We start from the raw sequence: 7,026 nt of genomic DNA, 5'->3' as shown, positions 1-7,026 counted from the left end.
AGGTCGGCCCACTTGGCCAGCTCGATGTGGCCCATGGCGGCTTCGGCCGCAGGGTCCAGCAGGTCGAGGTGAACCGGGTGGCCGGACAAGGCCTGCATGGTCAACGGGGTGATGAATTCACTGCCGCCACGGGTCATGACCACGCGCACTTCGGCGCCTTGGTCGAGAAGCCTGCGAACCAGCTCTGCGCTCTTGTAGGCGGCAATGCCGCCGCCGACGCCGAGAACGATGCGTTTCCGATACAGACGCTGCATTGGCTTGCCTTTCCAGTTCAGTGATGGCGTTGCGATGCCCCCTCCCCAGGTGAAATCGCACGCAAAAAGATGGCCTAAGATACCACAGCGTCCGCCATGCAACAGCGGCGCACATGCACACGGAGGTGCCATGAGTATTCGCGATTGGCCTGCGGCAGAGCGTCCGCGGGAGAAGCTGTTGGAGCTGGGAGCGGAGAACCTTTCCGACGCGGAATTGCTGGCGATTTTCCTGCGCACCGGGGTGTCAGGCAGGAGTGCCGTGGACCTGGCGCGCCATCTGCTGGCGCAATTTGGCAGCCTTCGGGCGCTGATGGAGGCGAGGCAGCCGGTGTTCAGCCAGCATTTGGGGTTGGGGCCGGCGAAGTTCGCCCAGCTTCAAGCCGTACTGGAGATGGCGCGCCGCCATTTGGCTGAACGCCTGCGCAACGATTCGGTGCTGGAAAGCCCGGAGGCCGTGCGCGACTACCTCAAGGCACTGCTGCGCCACGAGCCTCACGAGATATTCGGCTGCCTGTTTCTCGACGCCAAGCATCGAGTGCTGGGTTTCGAAAAGCTGTTTCAAGGCACCATCGACAACGCCATCGTCTACCCGCGACAAGTGGTGAAGCGCGCGCTGGACTACAACGCCGCGGCGCTGATCCTGTGCCACAACCATCCTTCCGGCAGCCCCGAGCCCAGCATCGCTGATCGAAAATTGACCAAGGTGCTGCAAAAGGCGCTGGAGATGGTGGACGTGCGTGTGCTGGACCACATCATTGTGGGGGAGGGTGACCCGCTGTCGATGGCGGAATTTGGGTGGATGTAGGGGCTGGCATGCCAGCCCCTGGCAGGGGTCAGGGCTTGACGCTGACCTTGGAGTAATCCTGGCGCCCGAACGGGCTCACCTGATACCCCTCGACATTCTTGCGGGTCAGCGCAAACGCGGTCGGGTGCGCCAGTGGCAGCCAGAGCGCCTGTTGCTGGATCTGCGCCTGGGCCTGCTGGTACAGCTTGCTGCGCACGCCTTGTTCGCTGGTGGTCTTGCCGGCGCTGATCAGCTTGTCCAGCGCCGGGTCGCAGTAGCGGGCGAAGTTGGTCCCGGACTTCACGGCCGCGCAGGAGAACTGCGGCGTCAGGAAGTTATCCGGGTCGCCGTTGTCACCGGCCCAGCCCATGAACAGCAAGTCGTGCTCGCCGGCCTTGGCGCGGCGGATCAGTTCGCCCCACTCGATCACACGGATTTCAGCCTGGATGCCGACCTTGGCCAGGTCCGCCTGCAGCAGTTGTGCGCCCAGGCTGGGGTTGGGGTTCAGCAGGCTGCCCGACGGCCGGGTCCAGATCGTGGTCTTGAAGCCATCCTTGAGCCCGGCGCGATCCAGCAGTTGCTTGGCCTTGGCAATGTCCTGCGGATAGCCCGGCAGGTCCTTGGCATAGCTCCAGGTATTGGGCGGGTAAGGGCCGTTGGCGGCTTCGGCGGTGCCTTCGAATACGGCCTTCAGATAGCTGGCCTTGTCGAAGGCCAGGTTGATCGCCTGGCGAACTTCCGGCTTGTCCAGTGGCGGATGCTGGCTGTTGATGGCGACAAACGCGGTCATGAAGGCCGCGGTTTTCTCGATCTTCAGATCGGCGTCTTTCTGGGCGGCATCGATATCCAGGGGCTTGGGCGACAAGGCGATCTGGCACTCGTCGCGACGCAGTCTCTGCAGGCGCACGTTGGCGTCCGGGGTGATCGCAAAGATCAGGTTATCCACCGCAGGCTTGCCGGCGAAGTAATCCGGGTTGGCCTTGTAGCGAATCGTCGCGTCCTTCTGGAAACGCCCGAAAATGAACGGCCCGGTGCCGATAGGCTGGCTGTTGAGCTTCTCCGGGGTGCCGGCCTTGAGCAGTTTGTCGGCATATTCCGCCGGGTAGATCGAGGCAAAGCCCATGCTCAAGGCGGCGAGGAAGGTCGAATCGGCGTGGTCCAGGGTGAAGCGCACGGTCAGCGGGTCGAGGGCGTCGATCTTCTTGATCAGCGTGGGCAACTGCAGCGACTGGGCGTGGGGGAAGCCGCTCTGGGCGATCTTGTGCCAGGGGTTGGCCGGGTCGAGCATGCGCTCGAAGCTGAAGCGCACGTCTTCGGCGGTCAGGCTGCGGCTTGGCGTGAAGTAGTCGGTACGGTGGAATTTAACGTCCGGGTGCAGCTTGAAGGTGTAGGTGAGGCCGTCCGGCGACACTTCCCAGCTGTCCGCGAGGCTCGGGACCAGCTTGCCGCTGGTGGCGTCGAAGTCCACCAGGCGGTTCATCAATACGTCTGCCGAGGCGTTGGTGGTGGTCAGCGAGTTGTATTGCACCACGTCGAAGCCTTCGGGGCTGGCTTCGGTGCAGACGCTCAGGGTAGTGGCCGCCTGGGCGTGTGCAGCAATAAAAAGAGGGGCTAGCAATAGCGGTAGGGCAGCGAGGCGCATATTCGGTTTCCTTTGCAGATCGAAGGCCCATCTGCGAGTGCAGTCTGGAAAAGTCCTACCGTAGTGGGCTGATTGACAAATGACTAGCCCATTTTTGCCTGTGCTTTTGCCGCAAATACTGTTTTGATGGCGCCTCAGGTCGTTTTGCCGAGCACTTTGCAGTGCGCGCGGGCGCTGTAAATCATTCTGTGCGACGAGCGGTTAGCTTCTATAGCGGCCCACCCTGGCAACGGTTCAGGCGTCCATGGCCTGGATTTACGCGTATAAAAGTACACGGCCTGTTGTTGCACTGGGGTCTTTCTGGTATAAAGCAGCGCTCTTTTCTAGGGGCCCGGTTCCTTCGCTAGTAGGTGTAGCCGGTAAGACCCTAAAGAAACGCGGCGCCTGGCGCCAAATGACTGAGAGATTAAGCGGCCAACCCATGCCGGGTTGGGCATGTGGTTTTAGAGGGCTGAGGCATGTCGAGAGTCTGTCAAGTTACCGGTAAGGGTCCGGTGACTGGGAATAACATTTCCCACGCAAACAACAAAACCCGTCGTCGTTTCCTGCCAAACCTGCAGCATCACCGCTTTTGGGTTGAAGAAGAGAAACGTTTTGTTCGTCTGCGCGTATCTGCCAAAGGCATGCGTGTTATCGACAAGCGCGGCATCACTGTCGTGCTGGCCGAACTGCGCCGCGACGGCAAAATCTAAGGAGCTAAATCATGCGTGAATTGATTCGAATGATCTCTAGCGCCGGTACTGGTCACTTCTACACTACCGACAAGAACAAGCGTACTACCCCGGACAAGCTCGAAAAGAAAATGTTCGACCCGCGCGTTCGCAAGCACGTGATCTACAAAGAAGGCAAAATCAAGTAATTGGTTTTCTTTCTTGTGAAAAAAAGCCCGTATCTCACGATGCGGGCTTTTTTTTGTGCCTGTTAAATGATCAGGCCTTTTCTTCGAACACCACGTAGATCTTGCGGCAGGGTTCCAGCACTTCCCAGGTGCCGCTGAAGCCGGCCGGAATGACGAAGCGATCACCGGCCCGCAAGGTCTTGGCGTTGCCGTCGGCATCGCGCAACACCGAAACACCCTGCACGATCTCGCAATACTCATGCTCGGTGTAGTTGACCTTCCACTGTCCGACTTCACCTTCCCAGACCCCGGCGCTCATCTGGCCGCACGGACTGTTGTAGTGGTTGTAGACGGTTTGCTCCGGGTCGCCCTTGAGGATTTTCTCCGCAGCCGGACGGTAGCGATCTGGCTCGGTCCTGGCCTGGCTGAAGTCGACGATATTCTGGATGTTCATGGGCGTGTCCCGTCTGGCCTGCGGTTGGAGAGCTCAAAGTCTATGTTTATTAAAATGAACATCGCAAGGGCGTTTGCTGCCGTTATGTCAAATATATTGAAACATCCATCGCCGCTGGTTTAGGGTGGCAGCTGCCTTGAGCCGAACAGCTGGCTGGCCGGGCAAGAATTCTTCGAAGGTGCCTGGGTACATCGCCCGGCCCTTGTATTCAATAAGAGGAGGACACTCGCATGACCACCCTGACCCGTGCCGACTGGGAACAACGCGCCAAGGATCTGAAGATCGAAGGCCGCGCCTACATCAATGGCGAATACACCGCCGCCGTTTCCGGCGACACGTTCGAATGCCTGAGCCCAGTCGATGGCCGCCTGCTGGCAACCGTTGCCAGCTGTGACGTCGCCGACGCCCAGCGTGCCGTAGAAAACGCCCGTGCCACGTTCAATTCCGGTGCCTGGTCGCGCCTGGCGCCAGCCAAGCGCAAAGCCACCATGATCCGTTTCGCCGGCCTGCTCAAGGCCAACGCCGAAGAGCTGGCACTGCTTGAAACCCTGGACATGGGCAAGCCGATCAGCGACTCCCTGAACATCGACGTCCCAGGCGCGGCGCAAGCGCTGAGCTGGAGCGGCGAGGCCATCGACAAGATCTACGATGAAGTCGCAGCCACCCCTCACGACCAGCTTGGCCTGGTGACCCGTGAGCCCGTCGGCGTTGTTGCGGCCATCGTGCCGTGGAACTTCCCGCTGATGATGGCCTGCTGGAAACTCGGGCCGGCGTTGTCCACCGGTAACTCGGTGATCCTCAAGCCGTCTGAAAAATCACCGCTGACTGCCATCCGCATCGCTGCCCTCGCGGTTGAAGCCGGCATCCCGAAAGGCGTGTTCAACGTTCTCCCGGGTTATGGCCACACCGTGGGTAACGCCCTGGCGCTGCACATGGACGTCGACACCCTGGTGTTCACCGGTTCCACCAAGATCGCCAAGCAACTGCTGATTCGCTCCGGCGAGTCGAACATGAAGCGCGTCTGGCTGGAAGCTGGCGGCAAGAGCCCGAACATCGTGTTTGCCGATGCCCCGGACCTGCAAGCCGCCGCCGAATCCGCGGCTGGCGCCATCGCCTTCAACCAGGGCGAAGTGTGCACCGCCGGTTCGCGCCTGCTGGTGGAGCGTTCGATCAAGGATAAATTCCTGCCGCTGGTGATCGAGGCCCTCAAGGCCTGGAAGCCGGGCAACCCGCTCGACCCGGCCACCACGGTCGGTGCGCTGGTGGATACCCAGCAGATGAACACCGTGCTGTCGTACATCGAAGCCGGGCATGCCGATGGCGCCAAGCTGGTGGCCGGCGGCAAGCGCACGCTGCAGGAAAGCGGTGGCACCTATGTCGAGCCGACGATTTTCGACGGCGTGACCAACGCCATGAAGATCGCCCAGGAAGAAATCTTCGGCCCGGTGCTGTCGGTGATTGCCTTCGACAGCGTGGAAGAAGCCATTGCGATCGCCAACGACACCCAATACGGCCTGGCCGCTGCGGTGTGGACGTCGAACATCTCCAAGGCGCACCTGACTGCCAAGGCCCTGCGTGCCGGCAGCGTATGGGTCAACCAGTACGATGGCGGCGACATGACCGCACCGTTCGGTGGTTTCAAGCAGTCGGGTAACGGCCGCGACAAGTCGCTGCACGCGTTCGACAAGTACACCGAGCTGAAGGCGACCTGGATCAAGTTGTAAGCCTCCAGGAACACCGCTGTAAAAAATGTGGGAGCGGGCTTGCTCGCGAATGAGGTATCACAGTCGCTGATGTATTGACTGGTACACCGCATTCGCGAGCAAGCCCGCTCCCACACTGTTTTGTATGATCTCCAAGTAATCCACAGGAGCGTGGAAATGCGTTGGGCGACCTATTTCGCCGTGTTGGCGTCGGTCTTGAGCGTGGGCCTGGCCTTGGGCGTGAGCATGCCGCTGGTGTCCCTGCGCCTGGAAAGCTGGGGCTACGGCAGCTTCGCCATCGGCGTGATGGCGGCGATGCCGGCCTTTGGAGTGCTGCTGGGTGCCAAGGTCTCCAGTGGCTTGGCCTCACGCCTGGGCACGGCGAACCTGATGCGCCTGTGCCTGTGGGCGGGGGCGATTTCCATCGGCTTGCTGGCGGTATTGCCCAGCTACCCGGTATGGCTGGTGTTGCGGCTGATGATCGGGGTGATCCTGACCATCGTGTTTATCCTCGGCGAAAGCTGGATCAACCAACTGGTGATCGAACGCTGGCGCGGCCGTCTGGTGGCGCTGTATGGCTGCAGCTATGCCTTGAGCCAGCTGTCGGGCCCGTTGCTGCTGGGCGCGCTGGGTACGGACAACGATATTGGCTTCTGGGTGGGTGTCGGCCTGCTGACGTGCTCGCCGATCCTGCTGCTGGGCCGTTCCGGTGCGCCGACTGCCGAGTCTTTCAGCGTGACCTTTGGCGACCTGCTGCGCTTCTGCCAGGGCTTGCCGGCGATTGCCTGGGCGGTGGCGTTGTTCGCCGCATTCGAGGCGATGATTCTTACGTTGTTGCCGGTGTATTGCCTGCAACAGGGTTTCACCGCCGAGATTGCTCTGGCGATGGTCAGCACGGTGGTGGTCGGTGATGCGTTGCTGCAACTGCCGATTGGCGCGCTGGCGGACTACCTGCCTCGGCGCACGCTGTTTCTCGGCTGCGCGCTGATGCTGCTGGTGACGAGCCTGGCGATTCCGCTGTTGCTCGATACGCTGATGGTCTGGCCGGTGTGGGTGCTGTTCGGGGCCAGCGCCGGCGGGTTGTTCACCCTGTCGCTGATCCTGATTGGCGAGCGCTACCGCGACGACGCGCTGGTGCGCGCCAATGCGCATATCGCGCAGCTGTGGGGCATTGGCTGCCTGATCGGCCCGCTGGTGGCCGGTGCCGGCAGCCAGTGGATCAGCGGGCATGCGTTGCCGTTGTTGATGGCGGCGGGGGCGTTGGGGTTGGTGATCCTGTTGCTGCGCCAAGGTGCGTTCGGCGCCGCACAACCCGCCTGAACTTGAAATGCGATCACCTGTGGGAGCCGGG

At 61.4% G+C, this 7,026-nt stretch carries 8 protein-coding genes; 5 read left to right on the top strand and 3 right to left on the bottom strand.

What is annotated here, in order from left to right; all coding sequences use genetic code 11:
• Positions 1 to 254 (bottom strand): flavoprotein (locus HX846_RS25185; protein WP_306173151.1); only part of this gene is annotated, 254 nt, incomplete at its 3' end.
• A gap of 130 nt (positions 255 to 384) precedes the next feature.
• On the opposite strand from HX846_RS25185, the gene radC reads away from it, so the two are divergent.
• Complete coding sequence (gene radC, locus HX846_RS25180) at positions 385 to 1,059, top strand: DNA repair protein RadC (protein ID WP_003213267.1); 675 nt, start codon at positions 385 to 387, stop codon at positions 1,057 to 1,059.
• Between the two features lie 28 nt (positions 1,060 to 1,087).
• Here the strand turns inward: radC and HX846_RS25175 are convergent, their stop codons facing one another.
• Complete coding sequence (locus HX846_RS25175) at positions 1,088 to 2,680, bottom strand: ABC transporter substrate-binding protein (protein ID WP_008439424.1); 1,593 nt, start codon at positions 2,678 to 2,680, stop codon at positions 1,088 to 1,090.
• A 458-nt stretch (positions 2,681 to 3,138) separates the two neighbouring features.
• Between HX846_RS25175 and rpmB the strand changes: the two genes are divergently transcribed.
• Positions 3,139 to 3,372: a 50S ribosomal protein L28 gene (rpmB, locus tag HX846_RS25170; RefSeq protein WP_003213263.1), complete on the top strand. Its 234-nt coding sequence runs from the start codon at positions 3,139 to 3,141 to the stop codon at positions 3,370 to 3,372.
• 11 nt (positions 3,373 to 3,383) lie between these two features.
• Positions 3,384 to 3,539, top strand: coding sequence for a 50S ribosomal protein L33 (gene rpmG, locus HX846_RS25165; protein ID WP_003176906.1), 156 nt, complete (start codon positions 3,384 to 3,386; stop codon positions 3,537 to 3,539).
• 70 nt (positions 3,540 to 3,609) lie between these two features.
• Here the strand turns inward: rpmG and HX846_RS25160 are convergent, their stop codons facing one another.
• On the bottom strand, positions 3,610 to 3,972 hold the full coding sequence (locus HX846_RS25160; RefSeq protein ID WP_003213261.1) for a cupin domain-containing protein: 363 nt from the start codon (positions 3,970 to 3,972) through the stop codon (positions 3,610 to 3,612).
• 230 nt (positions 3,973 to 4,202) lie between these two features.
• On the opposite strand from HX846_RS25160, the gene HX846_RS25155 reads away from it, so the two are divergent.
• Complete coding sequence (locus HX846_RS25155) at positions 4,203 to 5,696, top strand: aldehyde dehydrogenase (RefSeq protein ID WP_003213259.1); 1,494 nt, start codon at positions 4,203 to 4,205, stop codon at positions 5,694 to 5,696.
• Positions 5,697 to 5,852: 156 nt separating this feature from the next.
• Entirely contained in the window at positions 5,853 to 6,995 is a 1,143-nt protein-coding gene (locus HX846_RS25150) for an MFS transporter (RefSeq protein ID WP_178966312.1), read from the top strand.
• Positions 6,996 to 7,026: the final 31 nt, after the last annotated feature.

It is taken from the genome of Pseudomonas sp. K5002, from assembly GCF_013386655.1.
In the GTDB taxonomy this organism is placed as follows: domain Bacteria; phylum Pseudomonadota; class Gammaproteobacteria; order Pseudomonadales; family Pseudomonadaceae; genus Aquipseudomonas.
The sequence above is the reverse complement of the archived record's forward strand: the minus strand, read 5'-3'. Positions and strand labels throughout refer to the sequence as shown.

Coding starts and splice junctions, on each gene's coding strand:
- radC (WP_003213267.1), top strand. CDS start 385: ATGAGTATTCGCGATTGGCCTGCGGCAGAGCGTCCGCGGGAGAAGCTG.
- HX846_RS25175 (WP_008439424.1), bottom strand. CDS start 2,680: ATGCGCCTCGCTGCCCTACCGCTATTGCTAGCCCCTCTTTTTATTGCT.
- rpmB (WP_003213263.1), top strand. CDS start 3,139: ATGTCGAGAGTCTGTCAAGTTACCGGTAAGGGTCCGGTGACTGGGAAT.
- rpmG (WP_003176906.1), top strand. CDS start 3,384: ATGCGTGAATTGATTCGAATGATCTCTAGCGCCGGTACTGGTCACTTC.
- HX846_RS25160 (WP_003213261.1), bottom strand. CDS start 3,972: ATGAACATCCAGAATATCGTCGACTTCAGCCAGGCCAGGACCGAGCCA.
- HX846_RS25155 (WP_003213259.1), top strand. CDS start 4,203: ATGACCACCCTGACCCGTGCCGACTGGGAACAACGCGCCAAGGATCTG.
- HX846_RS25150 (WP_178966312.1), top strand. CDS start 5,853: ATGCGTTGGGCGACCTATTTCGCCGTGTTGGCGTCGGTCTTGAGCGTG.